At 28.3% G+C, this 26,687-nt stretch carries 20 protein-coding genes and 2 pseudogenes; 18 read left to right on the top strand and 4 right to left on the bottom strand.

Annotation, left to right across the window (positions count from 1 at the left end; genetic code table 11):
- From L3B96_RS08015 to L3B96_RS07980, 8 genes and pseudogenes are all read left to right on the top strand, one after another.
- Complete coding sequence (locus L3B96_RS08015) at positions 1 to 1,692, top strand: molecular chaperone HscC (RefSeq protein WP_238860131.1); 1,692 nt, start codon at positions 1 to 3, stop codon at positions 1,690 to 1,692.
- 2 nt (positions 1,693 to 1,694) lie between these two features.
- Entirely contained in the window at positions 1,695 to 2,990 is a 1,296-nt protein-coding gene (locus L3B96_RS08010) for a J domain-containing protein (protein WP_238860130.1), read from the top strand.
- 643 nt (positions 2,991 to 3,633) lie between these two features.
- Positions 3,634 to 5,151: a GxxExxY protein gene (locus L3B96_RS08005; protein WP_238860129.1), complete on the top strand. Its 1,518-nt coding sequence runs from the start codon at positions 3,634 to 3,636 to the stop codon at positions 5,149 to 5,151.
- 210 nt (positions 5,152 to 5,361) lie between these two features.
- Positions 5,362 to 6,264: pseudogene (locus tag L3B96_RS08000) on the top strand (Rpn family recombination-promoting nuclease/putative transposase).
- A gap of 307 nt (positions 6,265 to 6,571) precedes the next feature.
- Complete coding sequence (locus L3B96_RS07995) at positions 6,572 to 7,054, top strand: DNA-deoxyinosine glycosylase (protein ID WP_238860128.1); 483 nt, start codon at positions 6,572 to 6,574, stop codon at positions 7,052 to 7,054.
- A gap of 38 nt (positions 7,055 to 7,092) precedes the next feature.
- Entirely contained in the window at positions 7,093 to 7,302 is a 210-nt protein-coding gene (locus L3B96_RS07990; RefSeq protein ID WP_343073072.1) for a hypothetical protein, read from the top strand.
- 277 nt (positions 7,303 to 7,579) lie between these two features.
- Positions 7,580 to 7,840, top strand: coding sequence for a hypothetical protein (locus L3B96_RS07985; RefSeq protein ID WP_238860127.1), 261 nt, complete (start codon positions 7,580 to 7,582; stop codon positions 7,838 to 7,840).
- Between the two features lie 191 nt (positions 7,841 to 8,031).
- Positions 8,032 to 8,688 carry a leucine-rich repeat domain-containing protein gene (locus L3B96_RS07980; protein ID WP_238860126.1) on the top strand — a complete coding sequence of 219 codons (657 nt, stop codon included), beginning with the start codon at positions 8,032 to 8,034 and terminating at the stop codon, positions 8,686 to 8,688.
- A gap of 101 nt (positions 8,689 to 8,789) precedes the next feature.
- On the opposite strand, the gene L3B96_RS07975 is transcribed toward L3B96_RS07980, so the two are convergent.
- Together L3B96_RS07975 and L3B96_RS07970 are read right to left on the bottom strand one after the other, a co-directional pair.
- Positions 8,790 to 10,559, bottom strand: coding sequence for an ABC transporter ATP-binding protein (locus tag L3B96_RS07975; protein WP_238860125.1), 1,770 nt, complete (start codon positions 10,557 to 10,559; stop codon positions 8,790 to 8,792).
- Position 10,560: 1 nt separating this feature from the next.
- Entirely contained in the window at positions 10,561 to 12,294 is a 1,734-nt protein-coding gene (locus L3B96_RS07970) for an ABC transporter ATP-binding protein (RefSeq protein ID WP_238860124.1), read from the bottom strand.
- A gap of 759 nt (positions 12,295 to 13,053) precedes the next feature.
- Between L3B96_RS07970 and L3B96_RS07965 the strand changes: the two genes are divergently transcribed.
- The 5 genes from L3B96_RS07965 (at position 13,054) to L3B96_RS07945 (ending at position 18,647) form a co-directional block, all read left to right on the top strand.
- Positions 13,054 to 13,371, top strand: a complete 318-nt coding sequence (locus tag L3B96_RS07965; RefSeq protein ID WP_012058997.1) for a nucleotide pyrophosphohydrolase — start codon at positions 13,054 to 13,056, stop codon at positions 13,369 to 13,371.
- A gap of 414 nt (positions 13,372 to 13,785) precedes the next feature.
- Positions 13,786 to 14,466, top strand: a complete 681-nt coding sequence (locus tag L3B96_RS07960) for a lysoplasmalogenase family protein (RefSeq protein WP_238860123.1) — start codon at positions 13,786 to 13,788, stop codon at positions 14,464 to 14,466.
- Between the two features lie 176 nt (positions 14,467 to 14,642).
- Positions 14,643 to 15,662, top strand: coding sequence for an ABC transporter substrate-binding protein (locus L3B96_RS07955; RefSeq protein ID WP_238860122.1), 1,020 nt, complete (start codon positions 14,643 to 14,645; stop codon positions 15,660 to 15,662).
- 93 nt (positions 15,663 to 15,755) lie between these two features.
- On the top strand, positions 15,756 to 16,709 hold the full coding sequence (locus L3B96_RS07950; protein WP_238860121.1) for an L-lactate dehydrogenase: 954 nt from the start codon (positions 15,756 to 15,758) through the stop codon (positions 16,707 to 16,709).
- A gap of 366 nt (positions 16,710 to 17,075) precedes the next feature.
- Positions 17,076 to 18,647 carry an ATP-binding protein gene (locus tag L3B96_RS07945; RefSeq protein ID WP_238860120.1) on the top strand — a complete coding sequence of 524 codons (1,572 nt, stop codon included), beginning with the start codon at positions 17,076 to 17,078 and terminating at the stop codon, positions 18,645 to 18,647.
- A gap of 234 nt (positions 18,648 to 18,881) precedes the next feature.
- On the opposite strand, the pseudogene L3B96_RS07940 reads toward L3B96_RS07945, so the two are convergent.
- A pseudogene (locus L3B96_RS07940) lies at positions 18,882 to 19,277 on the bottom strand (ATP-binding cassette domain-containing protein); the annotation flags it as partial.
- 466 nt (positions 19,278 to 19,743) lie between these two features.
- On the opposite strand from L3B96_RS07940, the gene L3B96_RS07935 reads away from it, so the two are divergent.
- Positions 19,744 to 20,061, top strand: coding sequence for a nucleotide pyrophosphohydrolase (locus L3B96_RS07935; protein WP_012058997.1), 318 nt, complete (start codon positions 19,744 to 19,746; stop codon positions 20,059 to 20,061).
- 314 nt (positions 20,062 to 20,375) lie between these two features.
- Positions 20,376 to 21,545, top strand: coding sequence for a GGDEF domain-containing protein (locus L3B96_RS07930; protein ID WP_238860119.1), 1,170 nt, complete (start codon positions 20,376 to 20,378; stop codon positions 21,543 to 21,545).
- Between the two features lie 208 nt (positions 21,546 to 21,753).
- Here L3B96_RS07930 and L3B96_RS07925 read toward each other — a convergent pair whose 3' ends face one another.
- Positions 21,754 to 21,963 carry a cold shock domain-containing protein gene (locus tag L3B96_RS07925; RefSeq protein ID WP_023976494.1) on the bottom strand — a complete coding sequence of 70 codons (210 nt, stop codon included), beginning with the start codon at positions 21,961 to 21,963 and terminating at the stop codon, positions 21,754 to 21,756.
- A gap of 484 nt (positions 21,964 to 22,447) precedes the next feature.
- Between L3B96_RS07925 and L3B96_RS07920 the strand changes: the two genes are divergently transcribed.
- From L3B96_RS07920 to L3B96_RS07910, 3 genes are all read left to right on the top strand, one after another.
- Positions 22,448 to 24,169 carry a methyl-accepting chemotaxis protein gene (locus L3B96_RS07920; RefSeq protein WP_238860118.1) on the top strand — a complete coding sequence of 574 codons (1,722 nt, stop codon included), beginning with the start codon at positions 22,448 to 22,450 and terminating at the stop codon, positions 24,167 to 24,169.
- Between the two features lie 392 nt (positions 24,170 to 24,561).
- Positions 24,562 to 26,133 carry an ATP-binding protein gene (locus L3B96_RS07915; protein WP_238860116.1) on the top strand — a complete coding sequence of 524 codons (1,572 nt, stop codon included), beginning with the start codon at positions 24,562 to 24,564 and terminating at the stop codon, positions 26,131 to 26,133.
- Positions 26,134 to 26,249: 116 nt separating this feature from the next.
- On the top strand, positions 26,250 to 26,687 hold a 438-nt coding region (locus L3B96_RS07910), incomplete at its 3' end, for a transposase (protein WP_238860115.1).

Here is a 26,687-nt window from a genome sequence, read left to right as displayed (position 1 = left end):
ATGCCTATTATTGGTATTGATTTAGGGACTACAAATAGTTTGGTTGCTGTTTGGAGAGATGGACAAGCTAACATCATACCCAATGTGTTAAATAAAAATTTAACACCATCGGTAGTGAGTATTGATGAAAATGATGAAATTTTGGTTGGTGATACAGCTAAAGAAAGACTTATTACACATCCGAATTTTACGGTTGCTAACTTTAAAAGATTTATGGGAACAACGAAAAAATTCCAAATTGGTACTTATACATTTACACCAGAAGAATTATCTTCATTTATTCTAAAAAGATTAAAAGAAGATGCAGAAAGTTATTTAGGAGAAGAGATAGTAGAGGCAGTTATAAGCGTTCCAGCTTATTTTAATGATGCTCAGCGTAAAGCAACTAAAAGAGCAGGGGAGCTTGCAGGACTTAAAGTTGAGAGGTTAATTAGTGAGCCGACAGCAGCAGCTGTAGCTTATGGGCTTCATCAGGAAGATGACGAAACTCAATTTTTGGTGTTTGATTTAGGCGGCGGAACTTTTGATATTTCAATACTTGAATTATTTGAAGGAGTTATGGAGGTTAAATCTATATCAGGGGATAACTTCTTAGGTGGGGAAGATTTTAATAAACTTCTTGTAGAAAATTTTATGGTATTAAACAATTTTGATTTAAATGAATTAGAGAAGAAAGAAATGTCGGCAATATTTAAACAAGCGGAATTATGTAAAAGGGCACTATCATATAAAGAAAAAGCAACTATGACTCTGCATATAGGTGAAAATACATATGAGACAGAAGTAGATAGAAATAAATTTGAAAGCTTGTCATCAGATTTAATAATGAGATTAAGACATCCAGTAGAAAGAGCATTAAGAGATGCTGATATACACCCATCAGAAATTGAAGCCGTAATCTTAATTGGTGGTAGTACAAGAATGCCTTTGGTAAGAAGTGTGGTTAGTAAAATGTTTAATAAATTACCATACTCTAATATAAACCCTGATGAAGCAGTAGCTCTTGGAGCAAGTATACAAGGAGCTTTAAAGGAAAAAAAATCGGAACTTAAAGAATTAGTTCTAACAGACGTATGCCCATATACACTTGGTGTAGAAGTAGTAAATCGCATTAGCTCTAGGAACTATGAGGGAGGATATTTTTTACCTGTAATTGAAAGAAATTCTCCAGTGCCCATAAGCAGGGTGGAGAGATTAGTAACCATAAGAGATAATCAGGATGAAATTTCAATCGAAGTATATCAAGGAGAAAGCAGGAAAGTCGAGAACAATATTTTTCTTGGAAAATTTAAAGTACAAGTTCCAGAGGATAGAGCAGGCAAACAGGTTATTGAGTTAAGGTATACCTATGACATAAATGGATTATTAGAAGTGGAAGCTACCACATTAAGCACAGGAAAAAGTGAAACTTTAATAATTGAGAATTCTCCAGGATCTATGTCGGAAGAAGAGATAAAAAAGCGTATGTTATTACTTAAAGATATAAAAATTCATCCAAGAGATAAAACTGAAAATAGATTGCTACTTGCAAGAGGTGAAAGATTATATGAGGAAGCTCTAGGTGAAAAGCGTGAATACATTGCAAATTTATTAACCGAATTTGAAAGAATATTATTAACACAGGACTTAAGACTAATTAAGAAATACGTGAAAATATTCAATCAAAGATTAGATAAATTGGAGATTTATTAATTATGAACTGGTGGGAGATATTAGAGATATCAAAAGATAGTGATTTGAAAACAATAAAAAAGGCCTATGCAAAATTACTAAAGATATTTAATCCTGAAGATAATGCAGAGGGATATCAAAGACTAAGAGAAGCTTATGATAAGGGAATAAAATGCGCAAGAGGAAGAAATGAGAATAAAACTGAAAATCCAAGTGAAATAGTTGAAAATGACAACTATTTCAATAAGAAAATAAAATCAAGCGTTGATTTGTATATAGATAATAACACGATCAAAAATCAGGATACAAGTACCGATCTACATGAGCGCATTGAAGAATTTCTAAATAGACTTAAGGAGATTTACAATGATATAGCTTTAAGGAGAAATTCTAAGGAATGGGAAGAGCTTTTAAATATTGACGTAGTTTGGGATGCATACAGCTTTCAAATTATCGAAGATAGAGTGCTTGAATTTTTAATAGATAATAAATATTTACCAGCAGATATATGGTTAATATTGAAAAATAACTTTAACTGGGGTAAAAATGAAATAAAGTTATATAATATGTATCCGACCAATAAAGTTAATGAATTCTTTAAGAATTATAGAAATCCAAATACATTAAAATATGATTATTTAGATGAACTAAATTCTGAAATAGTAGAGGAATATTTGTCTATAAGGCAAAAAGCCTGTGAAGAATTAGAAAATAAAAATTATAGTAGTGCACAAAAATATTTACTTTTGGCTTATGATATTTTTAAAGAAGATCCAGAATTACTAAGATTAATAGGGAATTTCTATTATACTAATGGACATTTAGATAAAGCATTAGAATTTGCAAAAGCAGCTTTTAATATAAATAATTTGGATTTAGATAGTGCATTTTTAATTGGAAAGATTTTAGAGGAGAAAGGAAATTTTAATGAAGCATTACCATATTTAAAGTGGGACTTATCTTTTAATAAAGATGATAAGTCAGCATTAAATTATATCGGATATTGTTATTATTACACTGGTGAGTTATTATTAGCAAAAGAAAGTTTTGAAAGGCTATTAAGTTTGCAATATTATAATAAAAGTATTGAAAAATATCTAAAAAATATTGAATTAAGGTTAAAGAATAAAAGTAATAAAATTATAAAATTTAAAGAATATAAGCCTAAAAAGCAAAAAGTAGTTCAAAATGAATGGAAGCGGCAAGAAGCTAAAAAAATTAAAAAATCATTAATTTATGCATTTATAATATTTCTGATTTGTATTTTTCCGATTGTTCGCATGTTCATTTATGTACTTATAATGAAATTATTTAGATAAAATTACTATGGTGACGAAAATAATATTGAAATTTTTATAGAAATAAAAACAATATGATATGTTCAAAATGTAAAGATACTAAGAATATTAAAGAGTATAAGGTTAAATTGTAGCTAAAATATTAGAAGCTAGGATTTTCTAAATTCAGAAAGTCCCAGCGTTAATTATTTTATACTGAATTATTCATCGATATAGTTAATAGCAACAAAAGGTTAAATTCTTATGCTATTTGCTATTTCTTTTTTAATTTTTTAGTTATTTTTCTAAATGGGGTTTGCTCAGCAAACCCTGATTTCAATTAAAAATTTGCATGTTTATATTTGAGATAAATCCAGCAACTTTTCTAAAATAGGAAGGAAAAAAAGCAAAAAGAAGGTGAAGTTTCTCTATTATTAGAAAGTTATAAAGAAAGGGAAGAATATAAGGAATATACAGACCTTCTATCTACAATAATTAAATTGAATAAAAAATTAGAGCAGGAAATAATTTTTTAATAAAAGATAATTTGAAACATTTAGAAAGTGCTAGTAAACATAGATAAATTAAAGGTATAATGTAAGTATTGAAATGGTAATAACAAATTAAATTAGTTATTAGTAATTTTTGCAGAGCAGCATACTATTTAAAGATGGAGAGTGAAGCTATGACAAAAAGGTTTAATACAACAGGCGTATGTGTACCTAAAAAGCATTATATGGTAGATATATCCGAGAAGATAAATGAAATAGAAAAGCTTGTAGATGATGAATTCTACTTTGTTATAAATAGACCTAGGCAGTTTGGAAAGACAACAACTTTAAATGAGCTATATAAAAGGCTAAATAATAAATATAAAGTAATAAGAATGGACTTTGAGCTTATTGGAGAAGACTTTGTATCTGAGGAGAGATTTTGCAATACTTTCGTTAACTATGTGAGTAGATTTATAAATATGGATATGAAAAAAGCTTCAACCTTCACAGAATTGTCTTATATAATAATGGATGTTACAAAAGATGATGATGTTGTTCTTATTATAGATGAGGTAGATAAAAATTCTAATAATAGATTATTTCTAAGCTTTCTTGGAATGCTTAGATCTTTATACTTAAGTAGGGAGCAAGAGCTTTCAACGACCTTTAAATCTGTTATTTTAGCAGGAGTATACGATATTAAAAATTTGAAAATAAAAGTTAGAGATGTTTCTGAGGTAAGATATAATTCACCGTGGAATATAGCAGTTAATTTTAACGTAGATATGAGTTTTAGTGAATCAGATATTAGTACTATGTTAAAGAGCTATGCAAATGAGAATGATTTATTATTAGATATAGGTGTATTAAGCAAAGAAATATACAAATTTACGTCTGGATATCCATTCCTGGTATCAAGGATATGTCAAATTGTTGATGAGGATTTATTAGCAGAAAATAAAAGAGAATGGATAGCTTCAGACATACAAAGAGCTGTAAAAATATTACTTGAAGATAAAAATACTTTATTTGATGATTTGATCAAGAATCTTGAAAATAATTTAAAGTTATATGAGTGCTTATACAACATATTAATTTGTGGGATTCCAATATCATATAATATAAATAATCCTATTATAGATTTAGGACATATGTTTGGATATTTAATAAAAGATGAAAACAATAATATATCTGTATCGAATCAAATTTTTAAAGAAGTTATTTACAACTACATGATATCCAAAGCAGATACTATAACAATGTCTAGATACAATTTTAAAGATAATTTTATAATGGAAGATAATAATCTTAACATGGAACATGTTTTATTAAGATTTCAGCAGTTTATGAAAGAAAATTATAGCACTAAGGATAAAGAGTTTTTAGAAAGACAAGGGGTCCTTTTATTTTTAGCATTTATAAAACCAATAATTAACGGAATAGGCTTTGATTATAAAGAGGTTCAGATTTCAGAGGAAAGGCGATTAGATATAGTTATTCAGTATAATAAATGCAAATATGTTATAGAAACTAAAATCTGGCATGGAGATAAAGCTCATAAGAATGGATTAAAGCAACTAAAAAGTTATCTTGATATAGAAGGAATAGATGTAGGGTATTTGTTAATATTTAACTTTAATGAAAATAAACAATATATAAACAATAGATATCTTATAGAAGATAAAAATATATTCGAAGTTATTGTTTAGGGAAAATAATCATTGCAAATCCTATATTATACTTAAAATTATAAAGTATAACAATACTAAGAAGTTAGAGCTCTATTGAAACACGATGTTTAATCAGCTATAATGTTGTTAATAATCAGAACAAAAGATAAAAGATAAGGTAATGGGTTAATAAAGGAAACTCGACTCACATACGTTCGCTGAGTAAGTTCGAGCAGCCAAATATAAAATTTGGCCTCTCACTTAAAAGAGTTAAACCTTGAAGATGATTTTCTATTTGCAAAAGTTATGAGTGATAAAGAAATCTGTAAGGAATTATTAGAGAAGATTTTAGAGATTGAAATAGAAAAAGTAGAGATGGTCGAGAAATAGAAAACTATAGATTTATTACTGAAAGCAAAGGTGTTAGAATTGATGTTTATGCACATCTAAAAAGAGTGCGAAGCACAATTCGGAACTTATAGATTGTTACAAAAAGATAGAGAGAGGACTGAACTTATCTAGGGTGGTGACATTGTAACCTTAAGCTTTGAAAAAGCTTAAGGTTACAATGGCTAGACATCAGACAAAAATTCACCTAAAAGACTACGATATTATCAAGGAAACATTGATTTAGAGCTAATAAGTAAAGGGGAAGATTATAGAAAACTAGCAAAGAGTTATATTATATTTATTTGTACATTTGATTTATTCGATAAAGGACGTCATAAATATACTTTTCAAAATGTTTGCCTAGAAGATAGTAGCATAATATTAAATGATGAAGCTCAGAAAATAATATTAAATACAAAGGGAATTATGAATGATTTAAGTGATGAGTTATTAGAATTCCTTGCTTATGTAGAAGATTCAACAGATGCTACTGTAAAACATGTTAAAGGAAATCTTGTTAAGAATATACATAAAAGAGTGCAAGAAGTTAAGAATGATATTTTAATGGAGGTGGAGTTCATGACTTTGTTGGAAAGAGATAGAGAGAAAATAGAAGAAGGAATAGAAAAAGGAATAGAAAAAGGTGAAAAAAAGAAGGCATTAGAGATAGCATTAGAGATGCTGAAAGATAATGAGCCAATAGAGAAAATAATTAAATATTCAAAACTCAGTAAAGAAGAAATATTAAAAATTAAAATTTAAAGTATAATAATGTATACTATAATAGCATATGATTTTAGGCGGTAAATTAATAAAAACTTGATTTACTGCTTTTTCATATGTACCAATATGATATAACTTTACATAAGTAAAATATCAGATAATTACAGAATTCTGTTAAGAGGGCAAAACTTGTATGATCCTAAATGGAGTTAAAAAGTTATATAGAGAAAAAGCTTTTAAGGTAAGGGGGAATTTAATAAAAACATTTATAGGATACTTAAATTCACCGCTATAAAATGAAAAAAGATAAATAGTAACTCTTTTAAGTATGAAAGGAAGGAATAGTATGTCACGAGTAAAGCAGATACTTGAACCTATTTATGATGGAAAATCAAGGATATTAATACTTGGTACATTTCCATCAGTTCAATCAAGAGAATCTCAATTTTATTATGCCAATGCTAGAAATAGATTTTGGAAAGTAATAGCAGGAATTTTTGATTGTGATGAAGCTAATACAACTTTTGACAAGAAAGATATGCTTTTAAATAATGGAATTGCGCTCTGGGACGTAATAGAAAGCTGTGAAATCACAGGATCAAGTGATAGTAGTATTAAGAATGTAGTACCAGCAGATTTATCGATTGTATTGAATAATGCTAGCATTGAAAAGATATATGCAAATGGTGACAAGGCTTTTAAGCTTTACATGAAATATACATATCCAATAATAAAAAGAGATATTATAAAGTTACCTTCAACTAGTCCTGCCAATGCTAAATTTTCATTAGATAATCTTATAGATTATTGGAAATGCATAAAAGAGTAAATGTAGTTAAAAATGATATTTCAGTGGAGGTGCACATCGTGAAAAAGTGCGGAGCACAATTAAGAACTTACATGACTTTATTGGAAAGAGATAGAGAAAAGATTGAGGAAGGAATAGAAAAAGGTAGAGAAGAAGGTATTCTTTTAACGAAAAAAGTTTTAAAGCTTTCAAATTCAGGATATACAATAAGCGAAATAGCAAAAAAATGTAATATATCAGAAGAGGAAGTAAGAAGAATATTAGAATAATAGAGTGAAGAAGGCTAAAAGTTATTAGCAAATATTCAGAACTTAGTAAAAAAGAAATATTAAAAATTAAAATTTAAAGTATAAAAAATATGCTAAGGTTTTCCGAATTTAGATAATCTTAGCTTTAATTTTTTTAGACAAGAACATATGTACATCTATTCTATTTATTATTGGAAATAATGAGTGGTATAAGCTTCAAAATAAAATAGAAATATCAAATCAGTCTATTAGAAACCTTATATATACAACTTTGTATCTACTACATAATTCAAAGAAAGTGGCACAACTATGTATTAAGACAAAAGATGAATTTAGGCTATTCATGGAGCTAAATAGACGTTATAGTGAAATATCCATTGATACAGATAATAATATCGATGATAAAAGTAAAATTAAAGCTTTTAATATTGATGATGTAAAAATTATTGTTGATGATGAAAACATAATGAGTGTAATAGGAGAAAATGTGATTATGGTTTCTAGGGATGAGTTTATGAGAAGGCCTATGAGGTCTATTAAGGAACTTTTAAGAAGATAAGATTTTAACGCCTAGAAGTACTATTGATAAGGAATTAGCGGAGAATGCAGTAAAAATGTTAGAAGCTGGAAGGGGGATGTGAAAAATAGATAAAGTGACTGTTTTGTGATACTAGTGAATATTATTGGTAGTTATGTTAAAATATAATAAAATATTAATTTAAAATGAAGGGATAAAAAGTGGGGAAAAATATGAAAAAGTTAAAATTAACAAAAGTAATAGCTAGTGTATTAGTAGTAGCTTCAGTATTATTATTAAATCCAATAGGTGCAAGTGCAGAATGGCAACAAAATTCTAATGGCTGGCGGTATGCAGAAGGTGATTCATACGCTAAAGGTTGGAGATACATTTCTGGAAACTGGTATTATTTCGGTACTTTTGGATATATGGAAAAGAATAAAGATGTAGATGGCTGGTATTTAGATGATAGTGGAGCTGGGATAGAATGTATTAAAGCTGGGGAGTTTGATATTCTTAAGTCAACTAGCGGAATTGTAAAATTTAATAGAAATGTCCCTTGGGGTCCAGGAATAACTGGTATTCCATTAGTTATACCAGGAAAAATAGGGGATATTGAGATAAAAAGCATAGGAAATAGTGCATTTTATGAGTGTGAGTATTTAACAGATGTAACAATTCCAGACAGTGTAACAAGTATTGGAAATAATGCATTTGGAAGGTGTGTTAGTTTAAAAAGTATAATAATTCCAGATAGTGTGGAAAGTATAGGACATGATGCATTTTACGCTTGTGATGATGCTATGTTTTATGTTAAGAGTGAGAAAACAAAACAATATTTAATCACGTATGGTATATCCCCAAGTAGAATTATATTAAATACTAAATGATGCTCATTAACTAAATTTATATTGGAAGGAATTGCTAATTTCAAGCAATTCCTTTCATTTTGCCACCTTTTTTAGTTACTCTTTAAATAGCTTGAAGTTTTTTAAGCATCCTGCTTTAGGAAGCTGTATTGAGCTGAATACAGTTTATAATAATAGCCATGATTTCTAAGGAGCTCATCATGAGTACCTGATTCAACTATTCTGCCTTTAGAAAGTACAAAAATTTTATCACAATCTCGTATTGTAGAAAGTCTATGAGCTATTACTATTGAGGTCCTTCCTTTCATAAGCTTTTTTATACCTTCTTGAACTAATAATTCAGTTTCAGTATCTATATTTGCAGTTGCTTCATCTAGTATTAGTATTCTTGGATCTGCAATTAAAGCTCTTGCAAAAGCTATTAATTGTCTCTGACCAAGGGATAGTCTTGAGCCTCTTTCATTTACATCAGTATCATATCCCTTTTCTAGTTTTTCGATAAACCCATGAGCATTAACTGCCTTTGCAGCTTGTATTATCTCTTCATCTGTAGCGGTTAATTTACCATAGCGTATATTTTCTTTAATTGAAGTTGAAAATAAAAATGAATCTTGAAGCATTATACCCATTTGGCTTCTTAAGCTTTCAACAGTGACGTCTTTTATATCTACATCATCAATTTTTACACAGCCAAAGGTAGGGTCATAGAATCTGCTAATCAAATTAGTTATGGTTGTTTTTCCTGCACCAGTTTCACCAACTAAAGCTATTTTTTCACCAGCTTTTAATTTAAAAGAAGTATTCTTAAGGGCTGGAATATCAGCATTAGTATAAGAAAAAGTAACATGATCAAATTCGATATCTCCTTTAATTTGAGGGAGAGCCTTAATTGATGCTTCATCTACAATATCGCTTTTGGTATCTAAAATATCAAAAATTCTTTCACCTGCTGACATACTGGTAACAAAGGCATTATAAAATGAAGAGAGATTTATAATAGGTCTCCAAAGCATTTCAATGTACATAAAAAATGCCGTTAAAGTACCTAAGCTTAAATTTCCTTGTTTGCTTAACAAATATCCAGAGCCTAATAAAATTACCATACTTAAACCACGGAAGGAAGTCAAAAATGGCCAAAAGAAATCTTGAGTAAATACAGCAGTCATAAAACCTTTTGCATGATTTCCAATATGGCTGTCAAATTTATCTTTAGCGTAGTATTTTCTGCTAAAACCTTGAATTACCTTCATTCCTGATAAAGATTCATGAGTGTATCCAATTAAAGTAGAACGATGTTCTCTAAAGATTTTCCATTTATTATCTGCCTTAATCTGAATGTAGAACATTGCAAATAATAATAAAGGCATTGTAATTAAGCAGATACCAGCTAGCATTGGATTTAATATAAGCATTAGACAAATTACAAGGATAATAGTAAAAACATTAGGAATTAAATTTACAATACTATTATTTAATAAATTTTGAAGAGCATTTACATCCCCAACAACTCTTGAAATAATCTTTCCAACGGGCCTATTATCAAAAAAGTTAAAGCTTAATGTTTGTATATGAGTATATAAGCTATGTCTAATATCCACTAAAATCTGATTGGTAATCTTAGACATGGCGATAGTTCTGATTCCAGATAAAATCATTGAAAATACATTCATAAGTATTAGTCCACATCCAAGAAGAAATAAAGCCTTAACATTTTTTTCTGCAACAAAAGTATCTATAGATATTTTCATTAAATAAGGGGTAACTGAATTACAAGCCATTACAATAAGTAAAAGTAAAATTACAAGAGTAACTTTCAGTTTATAAGGTTTAACATAGGTTAATAGTCTTTTTACTATTTGAATCTTAGAGGATTCATGTAAAATATCATTCATATTAATTAGCCTCCAATGTAAGTGCTTCAAAATCTTGAAATTGGTGAGAATATACACTATGATAGTAACCTTTAGCCTTTACTAAACTTGAATGATCACCTTTTTCAACAATTCTACCATCTTTCATAAATAGAATTATATCAGCGTCTTTTACACCAGAAATCCTATGAGCAATTATAAAAGTAGTTGCTTTTTTCTTATCATTTTTTAGATTTTGAAGAACTTTAAATTCAGTTTCCATATCAAGGGCAGAAGTTGAATCATCTAGAATTAAAATAGGTGATTTTCTTAATATTGCTCTTGATATAGCAAGTCTTTGTTTTTGTCCTCCTGATAGGCCAAGACCTCTTTCGCCAATAATGGTATCAAAACCTTCTGGCATTTCTTTAATAAAGGAGTAAGCAGCACTATCTTTAACAGCTTTAATTAAAGCACTTTCAGATTTATTACTTCCAAAGTCTATATTGTTTTTTATTGTATCTGAAAATAAGAAAGTATCTTGAAAGACAACAGACATATTAGCTCTTAAAGTTTCTAAGTTCCAGTTCTTAACATTAACATTATCAACTAAAATTTCTCCTTTAGTCACATCGTAATACCTCCCTATTAGAGAAAGTAATGTACTTTTACCACATCCAGTGGTACCCATTATTGCAACAGTACTTCCGTGAGGAATATTTAAATTTATATCATGAAGTACTTCAACATTGTTATAAGAAAAACTTACATTTTTAAATATAATATCCCCTTTAATTTCAGTAGGGTTATAACCATTTTCCTTGGAAGTAATTTCAGAATTTCTATCTAAAATATCAGTTATCTTCCCCATAGAAGCTTTATTTTGTGAAAGTAAGTTAATAAAAAAACCTAAATTCTTTACACACCAAGAAAGATTAAAAATATAACTAGTAAATGCTACTAAACTACCAAAACTTAAATTTCCTTGAATACATAAATAACCACCATAAACAATCATTAAAATTGGTGCAGCGTTTGTTAAAAGTTCAATTATAGGACCATAAGTCCCAACTATTTTTGCTTGCTCAACATTTAAATCAAAGAATTTTTTGTTTACTTTTAGAAATTTTGATATTTCATATTTTTCACGAGCAAAAGCTTTTACAAGTCTGATACCAGAAACATCCTGCTGAACTATGGAGTTTATTTCTGCTGTTTGATCACTAATTTGTGAATATACAGTCCAGAACTTCTTGTCCATAATTGTTCCAATATAAGCAACAGGTAATAAAACAAGTAAGCAGATAATAGTTAAAGTTTTATTTATATTAAACATTATAAAAGCAGAAACTGAAAAAAGTATTATTGCTTCCAATAGCAATCTAAGTCCAAAGGATAGCGTGTCCCATACTACATCTACATCTTCAATAATTCTCGAAAGTAATTCACCAGTGTTATTATTATCAAAAAAAGAGAATTCAAAAGATTGAAATTTAGAGTATAAATCTTGTCTCAATTTTTTACATACTATAAGGGCAAATTTATCGAACAAAAACTCATTTAAGTAAGAAAATAAACCATGAATTAGTGCAACTGAAACAACAACTATTAAAAATATAATTAAATAATTATCCATATGACCAAGAATTATATTATCAATAAATATCTTTTGAAAGTAAGGATAAGAGCTATCTGCACAGATGGAAACTATCATAGCAAACATAGGCAAAAGTAATAATTTCCATTGTTTTGCAATGTAATTTTTAAATAAGGTCATGAAATTTCCTCCTTTTTGGCATATGATTTCAATAATCTGATAGTTTTATATGCCTAGATATTGCATGATGTTTAAAATTTTAAATTTATAAAGTTTTTAATTAGGTGCATGAAGATAACTAACAAGTTTTGAATGTGCCCTAAGTTAAACAAAGCAACTTTATAAACTTTTAAACGCAAAAAGACACAGCTATTCAGAGCTGTGTTCAACGCAAAATAATATAAAAGTTAAACGCTAAAAGTTAATGATAGATATCACATAGCGATTCTTTCGCGAGGTTTCACAGATGAATAAGTACATGTATTTAATTTTATAAAAGTAATAAATAATCTAAATGTATTCATAGTTAAACCTCCTTAAAAAATTATTTTTTAAACATCATGTTGCAAATATACTACAAATTAACAAAAAAGGCAAGGGAATAATTGAATCTCAGTAGATTTTTTTTAGTTCCGCTATTCGGGAAATTACCACTTGTGAACCCCATAGATTTGGTGATTTCATAACAGGAGAGCATAAAGCACATAATATTTCTTTGTTTTAATTTTTTATAATTGCAGCTACAACATTTATTCTTTTCTTCATTTTTATACCTCAAGAGTATTTTACAGGATTAAGAATTATTTTCTCATAGCTGTGTTCAAAACAAAATAATACAATATAACTCTATAATACTTAGAGATCTTCACAAAATTCAGTTTATGTAATATATGCTATAATAAACATAAAAACTGGAAAAGCATAGAAAGAGTGATTAATATGAAAGAAACAATAAATAGAATAAGAAAATTCCGAAATGACAGAGACTGGAGTCAATTTCACACCCCAGCCAATCTATCTAAAGCTATATCTATAGAAGCAGGAGAGCTTCTAGAAGAATTTTTATGGGATGAAGAAAACTATAATAAAGAACATGTTTTAGAAGAGCTGGCTGATGTTATGGTTTATTGTATACATATGGCTGATTCATTAGGAGTAGATTTAGAGGAAATTATAAATAGTAAAATGGATAAAAACGAAGAGAAATATCCAGTAGAAAAAGCTAAAGGTAACAGCAAGAAGTACACAGAGTTATAGAGAACATATTTACAGGCTGAGATTTTCTTATATTTAGAAAATCTCAGCTTTATTATTTGCACTATAGCATAAAATAATAGTTAAATTCTAAAAAGAATGAATTAGAAAAGTAAAATATGTATTAAAGACAATCATCATTTTACAAGGTCAGGAATTTTAGAACATTATGGTTAATTAGCTATAATATTTTTAATAATCAGAATAAAAGATAAAAAATAAGGCAAGGTAATAAAGGAAACTCGACTCGCATGCGTTTGCTGAGTAAGTTCGAGGAGCCAAATATAAAATTTGGACTCTCACTTAAAGGAATTAAATCTTGAAGATTATTGAATTATGAATAAATTGTTAGTTACTAAAAACAATGAAATATAAATAAAGAAAGGAATTTAAATGAATAATACACAAAGAATTTTAATGGCAATTTATTTTCCAATAACTATTTTGATCTTAATTTTTGATAATATTTATCCTAAAGAAAATATGGTTTTATATCTTAAATATGTTATCATGATTACTCTTTTTTTATCAGCCATAACAATAAAAAAGAAATTTTTAGAGCAAAAACTAATGGCTTTATCCTTCTTTTTCCTTGTTATTGCTGATTTCTTTTTAGTATTTGCATATACGATGCAAATAAATATAGACTTATCTCTATTTGGAGTTTTGGGATTTCTGTGTGCTTATCTTTGTTTAATTGTAGTTTATCAAAAAAAATTTAAATTAAGAAAGGCAGAAATATTAATTGCAATACTTTTTGTAACTATTTTTATTGCAGTGTTTTGCATTTTGATGCCATACATTAATAATTTAGTAATGAAAGCAGGGATCTTAATATTTGGTGCTGTTTTATCTTATATGGCTTGGACATCTGTTTGTACTATTTTTAGAAATTATTTTACTAAAAAGGCTTCATGTATAATAGCTGTTTCTAGTTCTTTAATGTTTATCTGCGATGTTGGCGTAGCATTTTCAGTATTTTATCCTCCTTTTGTGATGCAGCAGACTACATGGCTTATTAATATTATATGGATGGCATATATTCCAGGATGGACACTTTTAGCTGTATTAATTTGTGAGAAAGATTTACTCTATTAGCCAAACGCCTCCTTAACTTTACAACAATTATAAATTATGATATTATAACAAAAAGATTGGTAAAATGTTATCAGATCATTATGAAAATACGAAATAAATTATCATAATGATATTAAAAATAGTAGTACAGTAGGAATGTGTTAATTATGAAAGTAAAGAATTAGGAGGACAGTAATATGGTAGGAAAAAGAAAATTGGCAATGTTATTATGTACAGTTTTAGTAGGTGGAGTGCTTTCGGGATGTGGACAAGATACAACAGGTTCTAGTACAGAGAAAACTACTTCATCAGAAGTGAAAAATATTGGAATTATACAATTAGTACAACATGACGCATTAGATTTAACTAATAAAGGTTTTATTGATGGACTGAAAGAAAAAGGATATGAAGAAGGAAAAAACATAAAAATTGATCAGCAAAATGCTCAAGGTGATCAATCAAATACACAAACCATATCTAAACAATTTACAGATAGTAAGAAGGATTTGATCTTTGCAATTGCAACACCAGCAGTTCAAGCGGCGTACAATGCTACTAAAGATATACCAATAGTATGTTCTGCAGTAGTAGATCCAGTAAAAGCAGGAGTTGCAAAGGATTGGAAGAGTTCAGGCACTAATGTTACAGGTACGTCAAATAAGACTCCAGTAGATAAACAGATGGAATTATTAGTAAAGTTAATTCCAAATGCTAAAACTGTAGGGGTAATTTATAATTCATCAGAAACTAATGCTGTAATTCAAGTTAATGAATTTAAGGCTGAAGCAGAAAAACATGGAATTACAGTAAAAGAAATAGCGGTCACTAATACAAATGAAATAAATCAAAACTTATCAAGTGCTCTTGGTCAAATTGATGCACTATACACACCAACAGATAATACAGTAGCTTCAAGCTATACATTAGTAGGTAAGCTTTGTTTAGAAAAAAATATTCCTGTAATTGGTGCTGAAGATGCTGCGATTAGTAAAGGCGCTCTTGCAACATTAGGTATAGATTACTATGAATTAGGAAAAGAAGCAGGCTTTGAAGCTGCAGAAATATTTGAGGGAAAGAAGCCTTCAGAAATTGAAATAACAAAATTAAGTGAAATAAAAGTAGTTATAAATACAGATGTTGCAAAGAAATTGAATATTAAGATTCCATCAGATATAGAAGCTAATGCTGAAAAAGCAACAGGTGGTATTGTTGAATAGTAGGGACTAATTTACTAATGCACAATCAAAAAAATTGGACTTGTTATTTTATTTCATGCCCCTAATTATTAATGGAAGTGATGGTGATTAAAAATGAGTATAAAAACCAGGAAAATTGTAATAGTTGGAAGTGGAAATGTAGGTTCACATTGTGCATTTTCTCTAGCAATACAGGGTATATGTGATGAAATTGTAATGATTGATAAAATAGAAAAGAAAGCAAATGCAGAAGCAGTTGATTTAAGTGATACAATTTCATATTTACCTCATTATGTAAAAAGTAAAAAAGGAACTTTTAAAGATTGCGAAGATGCAGATATTGTAGTAGTAAGTCTTGGAGTTCCACCAGAGGATAATAAATCACGTTTAGATTACTTAGAAGATACAATAAACGAAGTAAATACTATAATAGATCCAATACTAGAATCAGGATTTAATGGTATATTTATAGTTATATCAAATCCAGTAGACGTAATAGCTAATTATATATGGGAAAAAACAGGTTTTCCGAAAAATAAAGTATTTGGAACTGGAACAACGTTAGATTCATCAAGGCTTAGAAGAATATTATCAGATGAAACAGGCATAGATCAAAAATCTATACAAGCATACTGCATGGGAGAACATGGGGATTCACAAATGGTACCATGGTCACATGTGTATTTTGGTGGAAAACCATTATTTGATTTGATGAAGGAAAAAACAGAAACTTATGGAAATCTTAATTTAGATGAGTTAGCTAGTAGAACAGCAAATGCAGCATATGAGATAATAGCTGGAAAGGGATGTACAGAGTTTGGAATATGCGTAGGTTTAAGTGAAATAGTTAAAGCAATACTTCACGATGAAAAGAGAATACTTCCTGCATCTACATTATTAGAAGGACAATATGGTGAAGAAAATGTTTTTGCAAGTGTACCTGTTATATTAGGCAAAAATGGAGTAGAAGAAATTGTTGAAATAAACTTAACGGAAAAAGAAAAATCACAATTTAATCATACATGTGGAATTTTAAGAGAATATATAGAGAAAGCCAATACGCTTTAAAGCTGAAAGAACCCTAAAACAAGGGTTCTTTTTTGCAATTAAATTAGATATTTTATATTAATAAATTTAGCTATTTGGACTTCTAAAGTACCCTCAGGGGAAACAGGATTTTCCATATACAAGTATTAGCAAGTCGCTAGTAAATCCACGACTACCACCTCCGAGGTCTAATATTTTCTTTTTGAAAAAAATTCATCTGTAATCAAAGTAAAAACAGAAAATTAAGATGGCTTTGTGATTATATGTTATAATTATTTTTTAGCGAGGAATTATGTAAATATATGAAGGAAATTAAAATTAAGTCTCTTCAATGTTTAACACTTGCTTTTGAATTTAGTATACATATATTGTCAGGAGAATAGAAAAATGAACTTAAATGTTGATTCAGATAATTTTGAAATAAAAAGAGAGCTACTTATTAAGGTGGATAAAGATGGAGTAATTAAATCTATTTCTAAAAACTGTTATAGAATTTTAGGATTTATGCAAAATGAGATTCTAAATACTAATATTGATAAATTTTTAGGTTATAGCTTTGATGAGTTATTATCACGTGAAAGTTTCGAGACTTTAGTTTTGAATAAAGATGGTAAACAGTTACTTTTTGAGGTTGTCTCCAAACCTGTTTTTAATGATGGTTCTAAAATAGTTGAAGCATGCATATCGCTTATAGATATAAGCAAATATCTTTACATTGAGGAGAGATATAATCAGCTGATTAAAACAATTGAAAAAACTAAGGACGTTTTTTTTACATTTCAAATTTTACCGGAATCTAAGTTTGTATATGTTGGCCCTTCAATGAAAGATATTTTAGGGTATGACCTAGAAATATATTATACTGACGCTAGTTTTGCATTTGGAATTGTTCATCCTGACGATTGTAATATACAAAAATCTAAAGTTGATAAAAACTCGGATTTTTCCAAAGCTTTTTGTATAAGATTTAAGCATAAAGATGGGCATTATGTTTGGGTAGAGGATTATTTAGTTCCCACATATAATGAAAATGGGGATTTAGTATCTGTATCAGGATTTAGCAGGGATATTACAGAAAGAAAAAATTTAGAAAAAATGTTAGAGGAACAAAATAAATTATTAGAAATGGATGTTACTGCTGAAATAAAGGCGAATAAAATCATGGAAAAGACATTAAAATCACAGGAAGAGTTATTAGTTAATATATCTCACGAGCTTAAAACTCCATTAAATGTAATTTCGGCAACATCTCAGTTATTAGAAATGTATTATATGGATGATTCAATAATAGATAAAAAGGATACACTTATTAAACATTTTAAATCAATAAAGCTAAATACCTATAGATTATCAAAACTTATTAACAATATAGTGGACACATCAAAAATAGAAGCAGGATTTTTTGAACTTAATCTATTAAATGTGAATATAGTTAATGTCGTAGAAGAAATAGTCATGTCAGTAACCAGTTTTGTTAAAATTAAAGGTTTAAATATTATTTTTGATACGGATACAGAAGAAAAGATTATTGCATGTGATCCAGAAAAAATCGAGAGAATAATGTTAAATCTTATTTCGAATGCTACAAAATTTTCAAATGATAATGGTGAGATATTTGTAAATATTAAGGATATGGATGACTGGGTTGAAATATCAGTGAAGGATAATGGTATTGGTATTGAAGATAAAAAATTGGATATTATATTTGATAGATTTGAACAAGTAGACAAATCTTTATCTAGAAATACGGAAGGTACTGGTATTGGATTGAATCTAGTTAAATCTATTGTTCAATTACATGGTGGCAGTATAAATGTTGAAAGTGAATATGGAAAAGGGAGCAAGTTTACTGTGACTCTTCCAGCTGGAGCAGTAGCTAAGGAAAATATGATATATGATAGAAATATTAAAAATAAGGATGAACGCATAAGATTAGAATTTTCAGATGTTTATTTTTAACTTTTGAAATTATGAATTATTAAAAATTTAAAAGTAGATTTAGGCACTATCAAGAAAATAACAAATCCCAATATGCTAATGGATTAACTTGTTATTTTCTTAACAGTACCTTAATTAGTATATTTAAGATTAAAAAAACCGTATTCAGCATAGAGATATACTAAATACGGTTTTTTTAAAGACTATAACAATCTTAACTAGCACAATAAAACTCTTTAGATAACTTGAGGTTTTTTAAGCATCCTGCTTTAGGAAGCTGTATTGAGCTGAATACAGTTTATAATAATAACCATGATTTTTAAGGAGTTCATCATGAGTACCTGATTCAACTATTATGCCTTTAGAAAGTACAAAAATTTTATCACAATCTCTTATTGTGGAAAGTCTATGAGCTATTACTATTGAGGTCCTTCCTTCCATAAGCTTTTTTATACCTTCTTGAACTAATAATTCAGTTTCAGTATCAATATTTGCAGTTGCTTCATCTAGTATTAGTATTCTTGGATCTGCAATTAAAGCTCTTGCAAAAGCTATTAATTGTCTCTGACCAAGGGAGAGTCTTGAGCCTCTTTCATTTACATCAGTATCATATCCCTTTTCTAGTTTTTCGATAAACTCATGAGCGTTAACTTTATAAAGTTTCTAATTAGGTGCATGAAGATAAATAACAAGTTTTGAATGTGCCCTAAGTTAAACAAAGCAACTTTATAAACTTTTAAACGCAAAAAGACACAGCTATTCAGAGCTGTGTTCAACGCAAAATAATATAAAAGTTAAACGCTAAAAGTTAATGATAGATATCACATAGCAGTTTTTTCGCGAGGTTTCACAGATGAACAAGTACATGTATTTAATTTTATAAAAGTAATAAATAATCTAAATGTATTCATAGTTAAACCTCCTTAAAAAATTATTTTTTAAACATCTTGTTGCAAATATACTACAAATTAACAAAAAGGCAAGAGAATAATTAAATTTCAATAGATTCTTAAATAGTATAACTTTATAATACTTAGAGATCTTCATGAAATTAATTTTATGTAATATATGCTATAATAAACATAAAAACTGGAAAAGCATAGAAAGAGTGAATAATATGAAAGAAACAATAAATAGAATAAGAAAATTCCGAAATGACAGAGATTGGAGTCAATTTCACACCCCAGCTAATCTATCTAAAGCTATATCTATAGAAGCAGGAGAGCTTCTAGAAGAATTTTTATGGGATGAAGAAAACTATAATAAAGAACATGTTTTAGAAGAGCTGGCTGATGTTATGGTTTATTGCATACATATGGCGGATTCATTAGGAGTAGATTTAGAGGAAATCATTAATAGCAAAATGGATAAAAACGAAGAGAAATATCCAGTAGAAAAAGCTAAAGGTAATAGCAAGAAGTACACAGAGTTATAAAGATCATATTTATAGGCTGAGATTTTCTTATATTTAGAAAATCTCAGCCTTATTATTTTGCACTGCATCCACATCAATAAAAGGATTAGACCATTTTATGAGAAGAATATAACAGGCATATATCAAAAATCTATACAAGCATATTGCATGAGAGGACATGGAGATTCACAAATGGTACCATGGTCTCATGTATCCTGGCTTAATATGTTCTATTTGGCTTTTTTGTGGTAAAATGTTATTATAAGTAATTATTTATAAATATATATCGAAAAATACTTCATAATTATCTTAAAATCTATTAGGAGAACTATTCCATGAATAAATTATATTTTTTGAAAAAGCTAGATTTAAACCTTACAGAAGATCAAAAGGCTACTGTTATTAATGATATTAATGTAACTAATCTTGAAAGAATGAAGTTAATTCTTATTATATTTATAATAGTTGAAATTTTATTCATATTATTTAATGATATCCCTTACTTAATGAACCATTCTTCAAATGTAATTTGGAATGATAGTAAATATTTTATTTTACATTCACTCAATGTGATTGTTTCTTTTGTTGGACTTATTCTTATAAAAGTATTAACTAAATATAGTAAAGATAAATTTAGAGTTATGAATAAGTTATTAATTCCAACTTTAACTATATTAATTTTAAGCTCTATGGCTATGATTAATGCTTTAGATCAAGCTAAACCGGGCAATGTAAGTAGTGTATTTATTGCTAATCTTATTATATTTAGTAGTATTATAATGTTGAGAGCTCCCTTAAATTTAGCTGTGTATTCTATTCCATTCTTAGCTTATTTAGGTGGATTGGTAATATTTCAGAATGATATTAATTTGTTAGTTACTAACATTATAAATGGTTTAATTTTCTTTTTAGCAATTATTATAATTTCAACAGGAATTTATAATTCTAATTATGAGAAAATAGCTCAAAACATAATTCTAAGAGAGATTAATACAAAATTGAACTACATATCAAGTCATGATTCATTGACAAAACTCTTAAATCGCAGGAGTTTTAGTAATAATGTTTCTGAAAAAATGAGAATGGTTGGTAAATCTAAAAAAATCGCAACTCTTATTTTGATAGATGTAGATCATTTTAAACATGTAAATGATAAATTCGGTCATTCGGTTGGAGATATGGTACTTAAAGAAGTAAGTAATATCATAATAAAACATATAAAAACTACAGATTTAGCTACTCGCTGGGGTGGTGAAGAATTCCTTATATTTCTTTTTGAAAGTTCAATTAATGAAGCCTATGTATTAGCTGAAAATATTAGACAAGAAATTCAGAATAAAGTAATTGTAACTGATAAATTCCAAATACAAATAACTGCAAGCTTTGGAATTTCTTTATTAAAAGATAATTTTTCCAAATCCTTTGATACTTCGTTTAAATCAGCAGACGTTGCTCTTTATAAAGCTAAAAATCAAGGTAGAAATCGAATCGTAATAGCATCTTAAGATTCAAATAATACATTTGACTTTCGAAATTCCTATTAGAGGGGCCATAAAAATTTAGGAAAAATATTAACTCTTGACGTTACGACCTATGGGGTTAAGGGGAGAACAAAGATTTTGGGTAGACGGAAATATTAAGAGAAAACGGCTCAAAAGAATTCTACAAAGTAAATGATAGAATTCTTTTGAGCCATATATCTAGAATCGTATATTATAATCTTTGAACATTTGTAGCCATGGGTCCCTTTTCGCCACTTTCAATGTCGAAGGTAACACTTTCATCTTCATGCAGATCTTTATCAGGACCTTTATCTTTAATTTGGGAATGATGTACAAAAACATCATCTCCTTTGTCACAAGATATAAATCCATAGCCTCTTTCTGTATCAAACCATTTAACTACGCCAGTAACTTTAGCCATGAAAAATTCCTCCTTTTGCAATAATTATATTTTATAGTCTTTGTTAAAAGAATGGATTTTAAACATTAAAATAATATAATAAATCAAAAGTTTAAAGTAAAAAATAATAAACTTTAATCTTTTTTTGATTTATATTAAATTCTAATATAAAATTAGAAAAAATGTGTTATAATTATAAACAAAAGAATATTATGGGAAAATAGGTTTAAAGTGCGAGATTATTGTCAGATTTTGATAAGCTTATTTTTTATTTGTATTATGGAATAGCATAGATTCGGGGTGATTTGATTTAAAGTAGTTTTTAAACAACATGATGCTTATTTATTATGGGATATATTTAATAAAGAAATATATTAAATATATAATGATAATATAGCAATATACATTCTTATGTCGAATTTGGCAATAAAGCAGTGCAACAATATTTTTGCAGAGAGTAATGGTATAAAAAAATAGCGAAAATGAATTTGGAGGTGATTTTATTTTGAAATTAAGTAATATCAAAATAAAAAGTAAATTACAATTATTAAGTTCAATACTATTGATTTTTACAGTATTTGTTGGTGTTTTCGGTTATATTCAACTAAAAATAAGCAATGATAATATGGAATCAATGTATAATAATAAATTAAATTCAATTAACTGGTTAAATGATAATAGAAATCAGGCAAGGGCAATTGAAGCAGATATGTATTACATAATATTATATCCAGATGATAAAGACAAACAAAATGAAAAAATGAAGGACATTAAACAAAGAACGCAAATGTTTGATGATAACTTTCAAAACTATAAAAAGGTAGATTTAGATACGCATGAAAAAGATATGATTCCAATGATAGAAAATGATTTATCAACATATAGACAAGCAATGGATGAGATATTAAAACTTGCTTTAGAGGGAAAGCAAAAGGAAGCATTAGAAAAGAATGAAGATATTAAAGATGTGGCCAACAATTTTCAAGCAAATTTAAAAGAGCTAGCCGTGCATACTGTAAAAGAAGCCGATGAGATTAATGAGTTAAACAATGAGAATTATAAAAAGATAACATTAATCTTTCTTATATCTATAGCTGTTTCTATTATAGTAGGATATTTGATGTCTAAGATTATCACAAGAAATATAGTTAAACCTTTAGATATTTCAGTTAATTATTTGGACATACTATCAAGTGGAGATTTCACAAGTGAAGTACCTGTAGAATTTAAAAAGAGAAAAGATGAAATAGGAACAATGGCAAAAGCCTTAGATAATATACATGTAAGCTTAAAATCATTAATTAAAAATATTGTAGAAGAATCAGATAGAATAGAAGAGGTTGTTAACATAGTAAATAATGAAGTCAAAATTCTTAATGGGAATATAGAGGATGTTTCAGCAACTACGCAGGAACTTTCAGCAACTATTGAGGAAACTTCAGCTTCAGCAGAAGAAACTTCAGCAACTTCTCAAGAAATAGGTAAGGCAGTACAATCAATAGCTGAAAAATCACAAGATGGAGCGATTCAAGCAGGAGAAATAAATAAAAGAGCACAACAAACTAAAGAAGATATTGAAAATTCTCAAAAGATGGCTCATAACACATTTGTAAATACAAAAGATGGACTTGAAAGAGCTTTAGAAAAGTCAAAAGTAGTTGAAGAAATTAATGTACTATCTGATTCAATTATGCAGATAACAGAACAAACAAACCTATTGGCATTAAATGCAGCTATAGAAGCAGCAAGAGCTGGAGAAGCAGGGCGTGGATTTTCTGTAGTTGCAGAAGAGGTAAGAAAACTTGCAGAACAGTCAAAAGATACTGTATCAGAAATACAGAAAGTAACAAATAAGGTTAGAGAAGCTGTTAACGATCTCTCATATAATTCAAATAATCTTTTAGAGTTTGTGTCTAAAGATGTAAAGAGAGACTATAGTAATATGCTTGAAGTAGCAGGAAAGTATAGCGAAGATGCAAAATTTGTAGATGACCTTGTTATGGACTTTAGTTCAACATCAGAGGAACTTTTAGCATCAATTAATGATATTTTAAAAACTATAGATGGAGTAGCAGAAGCAACAAGCGAAGGAGCAAGTGGAACTGTAGATATAGCAAATAAAGTTTCAGAAATTAGTCATAAATCCAATGAAGTATTAGAACAGGTTACACAAACAAAAGAAAGTGCAGAAAAGTTAAAAGCTGAAATGTCTAAGTTTAAAGTTTAGGGTATATATCTGTGAAAGATGTATCAAAAAAATCATTTGAATGCTTTTGAAAAAAGTCGAGCAAGTAATAAAGTAAATATTAATATTGAGCCTGTAACAAGGCTCTTTTTTTATTTGGAGATTAAGTTATTAGCAGGTCGTTCGTAAACTCTCGACTACAACCTCTGGGGGCCATAAATTATATACTTATAACTACTAAATGTATTTGTGTAAAAATTTTCATCTGTAATCAAAGTAAAAACAAAAAATTAAGATGTCTTTGTGATTATATGTTATAATTATTTTTAGCGAGAAATTATGTAAATATATGAAAGGAATCCAAATTAAGCCTCTCAAATGTTTAATTCTTGCTGTTGAATTTAGTATACATATATTGTCAGGAGAATAGAAAAATGAACTTAAATGTTGATTCAGATAATTTTGAAATAAGTAGAGAGTTACTTATTAAAGTAGATACTGAGGGAGTTATTAAATTTATTTCTAAAAATTGCTATAGAATTTTAGGATTTATGCAAAATGAAATTTTAAATACTAATATTGATAAATTCTTAGGTTATAGATTTGATGAGTTATTATCACGTGAAAGTCTCGAGGCCTTAGTTTTAAAAGAAGATGGCAACCAGTTACTTTTTGAGGTTGTCTCTAAACCTGTTTTTAATGATGATTCTAAAATAGTTGGGACATATTTGTCTCTTATTGATATAAGCAAATATATTCACATTGAAGAGAGATACAATCAATTAATTAAAACATGTGAAAAAACTAAGGACGTTTTTTTTATATTTCAAATTTTACCGAAATTTAAGTTTATATATGTTAACCCTTCGATGCAAGAGACTTTAGGGTATGAACTAGAAATGTACTATACTGACCCTCATTTTGTATTCGAAATCGTTCATCCTGAGGATACCAATATTATGCAATCTAGAGTGGATAAAAACACTGATTTTTCCAAAGATTTTTGTCTAAGATTTAAGCATAAAGATGGGCATTATGTCTGGATAGAGGATTATTTAGTTCCTACATATAATGAAAATGGGGATTTGGTATCTGTATCAGGATTCAGCAGGGATATCACAGAAAGAAAAAAATTAGAAAAAATGCTAGAAGAACAAAATAAATTATTAGAAATGGATGTTACTGCTGAAATAAAGACGAATAAAATCATGGAAAATACATTAAAAAAGCAGGAAGAGTTATTAGTTAATATATCTCACGAACTTAAAACTCCATTAAACGTAATTTCGGCAACGGCTCAGTTATTAGAAATGTATTATATGGATGATTCAATAATAAATAAAAAGGATATATTTATTAGATATTTTAAATCAATAAAGCTAAATACCTATAGGTTATCAAAGCTTATTAACAATATAGTGGACTCATCAAAAATAGAAGCAGGATTTTTTCAACTTAACCTATTAAATGTGAATATAGTTAATGTCGTAGAAGAAATAGTTATGTCAGTAACAAGTTTTGTTAAAATTAAAGGCTTAAATATTATTTTTGACACGGATACGGAAGAGAAGATTATTGCGTGTGATCCAGAAAAAATCGAGAGAATAATGCTAAACCTTATTTCGAATGCTACAAAATTTTCAAATGATAATGGTGAAATATTTGTAAATGTTAAGGATATGAATGAATGGGTTGAAATATCAGTAGAGGATAATGGGATTGGTATTGAAGAGAAAAAAATGGATATTATATTTGATAGATTTGAACAAGCGGATAAATCTTTGTCTAGAAATGCGGAAGGTACTGGTATTGGATTGAGTCTAGTTAAATCTATTGCTCTATTACATGGTGGCAGTATAAATGTTGAAAGTGAATATGGAAAAGGGAGCAAGTTTACTGTGATGCTTCCAGCTGGAGCAGTAGCTAAGGAAAATACGATATATAATAGAAATATTAAAAATAAGGATGAACGCATAAGAATAGAATTTTCAGATGTTTATTTTTAACTTTTGAAATTATGAATTACTAAAAATTTAAAAATATATTTTAGAGAGTGTAAAATAGTCTGTGTAAACTTCATTAGAATGATATAATAAATTATCAAATGAAGGGAGCACAGGCTATGTCTTTATCTAGAGATGAATTAGTAAAATTAATTTTGAGTAACTCTGATATAAAAACGACTGAAGATATACAAAATACATTAAAGGATTTATTTGGAGGGGTACTTCAGCAAATGCTGGAATCGGAGATGGAAAGTCACTTAGGATATGCTAAACATGATTATGAAAATAAAAACACTTCAAATAGTAGAAATGGAAAAAGTACAAAGACTATGAAATCAAATTTAGGACTATTTGATTTAGATGTTCCAAGAGACCGCGAAGGCTCATTTGAGCCGGCGATAGTTAAGAAACATCAAACTGATGTATCACACCTAGAAAGTGCTGTGATTGGAATGTATGCAAAAGGAATGACCACAAGAGATATAGCAACTCAAATTAATGATATTTATGGAATGGATGCATCACCAACGCTTATTTCTAATATAACAGATAAA

The sequence above is a fragment of the Clostridium sp. YIM B02569 genome (assembly GCF_022320765.1).
GTDB classification, from domain to species: Bacteria; Bacillota; Clostridia; order Clostridiales; family Clostridiaceae; genus Clostridium; species Clostridium beijerinckii.
The sequence above is the reverse complement of the archived record's forward strand: the minus strand, read 5'-3'. Positions and strand labels throughout refer to the sequence as shown.